The organism is Allocoleopsis sp., from assembly GCF_036703385.1.
Taxonomy (GTDB): domain Bacteria; phylum Cyanobacteriota; class Cyanobacteriia; order Cyanobacteriales; family Coleofasciculaceae; genus Allocoleopsis.
In genome coordinates this window covers 1-2,033 of record NZ_DATNPA010000744.1, presented here as the reverse complement: position 1 = coordinate 2,033, position 2,033 = coordinate 1, and the positions used below count along the sequence as shown (strand labels likewise).

At 44.4% G+C, this 2,033-nt stretch carries 2 protein-coding genes; one reads left to right on the top strand and one right to left on the bottom strand.

Annotated elements, in window-relative coordinates; genetic code table 11:
* Positions 1 to 230: 230 nt before the first annotated feature.
* Positions 231 to 476: a helix-turn-helix transcriptional regulator gene (locus V6C93_RS35080; protein ID WP_333481325.1), complete on the bottom strand. Its 246-nt coding sequence runs from the start codon at positions 474 to 476 to the stop codon at positions 231 to 233.
* Positions 477 to 702: 226 nt separating this feature from the next.
* On the opposite strand from V6C93_RS35080, the gene V6C93_RS35075 reads away from it, so the two are divergent.
* Positions 703 to 1,854: an IS4 family transposase gene (locus tag V6C93_RS35075; RefSeq protein ID WP_333481324.1), complete on the top strand. Its 1,152-nt coding sequence runs from the start codon at positions 703 to 705 to the stop codon at positions 1,852 to 1,854.
* Positions 1,855 to 2,033 lie beyond the last annotated feature (179 nt).

Below are 2,033 nucleotides of genomic sequence, written 5' to 3'. Positions count from 1 at the left end.
TGGACAAGAAGGAATTTACCCAGCCAAGATGTGTGTTGATTTGCTGCGTTGCCTGCTGGCTGCTAGAACATTTGCAGAATCGGGGAAACTTGATAGCTTGCTTGTTTGGCAAGAAGATGAATCATTAGTAGCCGTGTGAGATGTGAAGGGCGATGCACTGCTTGCCGCTACGCTAACGCACAGCCAACTAACCTGAACATCTTGTGAAATGCGATCGCTCTCCTCATCCCCTACGACTGACTCTCATCGTTAAACGAATCATCCAGATACAGCCGAATAAACTCCTCCGCCGCAGCAGGGTCAATTTTCAGAAGCCCCCTTCTAATTTCCAGGATTGCATCACCGGATGGGTCTCTATTTTCATTGACCCAACGGTTAATACTGGAACGCCCAGTTCCCATCGCCACTGCCAATTTATTTTGGCTAATGCCGTAGGCATCCAAAATCCGCTTTAGCACTGTACCCGCTTTTCCCATGCCTCTGATTGTGTCAAAGGCTTATGACCTCGTAAATGTTGACAAAGATCGACATCTGGATAAAACTAAGAATGTCGCACTTTGTCAACATTACTGTCACTAGAAAAGCAGGTAAATCCCAATGACCTGACGGGGTGACCACTCCGCTAGAAGCCATGCCAGAGAGAAATTGAAACAACTTGTGGTAAAAAAAGATCGGTCTCATTTTGTCAACAAGACCGATTTAATGAAAATATTACCTCAAGTCTACCAAACCTGTTTTCAAAGTCAACTGAGTGCTGCTCAGTGTCTAACCCTTGAAATCTTAATTTGGCTGTTCCAAGCGCATAAACAAGTCCGAATTGAAAGATTGGCAGCTTTGTTCCCACAACCTATTAAATTTGAAAGTCGCCGTCGCCGTCTCCAACGATTTTTAATCGTATCTCAGGTAAGTCTTCCCGTATTGTGGTTTCCCCTAATTAAGTACATCTTGAGAACGCGCTTCACCAAGAAATCTAGCCAACTAATAGTTGCTATCGATAGAACGCAATGGCGAGACAAAAATCTCTTTGTAGTTAGTGTAATTTGGGAGAAGCGAGCAATTCCGATTTACTGGAAGCTTTTAGACAAACGAGGAAGTAGTAACTTAGCCGAACAAAAAGCCTTGCTTATTCCCGTATTAAGGTTGCTCAAAGGTTACTACGTCATTGTCGTCGGAGACCGAGAGTTTCGGAGTGTCCGGCTAGCTAACTGGCTGGATGAGCAAGGCGTGTTCTTCGCTTTACGTCAGAAAAAATCTACCTATGTTCAACAACAAGGTCAAGATTATCAGCGATTGGATTCTCTGGGATTAGCTCCCGGTATGAAGATGTTTTTCACTGGGGTAAACCTCACCAAGCAAAAAGGGTTTTGCCCCTTGAATCTGGCCGCTTATTGGAAACGCAAATATCGGGGAACTCGGCTCGATGAAGGCTGGTATATTCTGACTAACTTGGGCAGTTTATCATCAGCACTTAAGGCTTATCAAGCTCGAAGTGGCATTGAAGCCATGTTCAAAGATTGTAAGACGGGGGGCTATAATCTCGAAGGATGTCATGCTTGTGAATCTCGATTGATGAGTCTGGTATTAATAATAGCGATCGCTTACACTTGTGCACTACTTTCGGGCAAAAAGATTAAAAACATCGGACTTCAGAAATATATTAGCCGCCTGAAAGAACTAGGACGAACACAGAGACGACACAGCAGTTTTTGGGTAGGCTTATACGGGTATATTTGGGTAGCGGGCATGGAGTTTTTGTCAGATTTAGTCAACAAGTTTTGGCAGTTGACTCCCAACAAACTTCCCTATTTCCAACGGGGTCTGAGAGCTATGGAGCTTTTACAGTCTAGCTTCTGACGCTTGTTGAGGTCATATTCTCTTTAATTGAGGCTTCTTGAGAATAAGAGGGGGTTCTTGAGCGATCGCCAATCATTCCAATTCCCATCTACCGTGGCTTCTGACGGGATGGTCACCCCGTCAGAATACAACACCTATAGGTAGCCCTAGAAAAACCATATCTAGAGGAGTCAGAGGTT

What these genes read in the sequence shown, in the direction of transcription:
- V6C93_RS35080 (WP_333481325.1), bottom strand. Translation starts at nt 476, where the DNA reads ATGGGAAAAGCGGGTACAGTGCTAAAGCGGATTTTGGATGCCTACGGC.
- V6C93_RS35075 (WP_333481324.1), top strand. Translation starts at nt 703, where the DNA reads ATGAAAATATTACCTCAAGTCTACCAAACCTGTTTTCAAAGTCAACTG.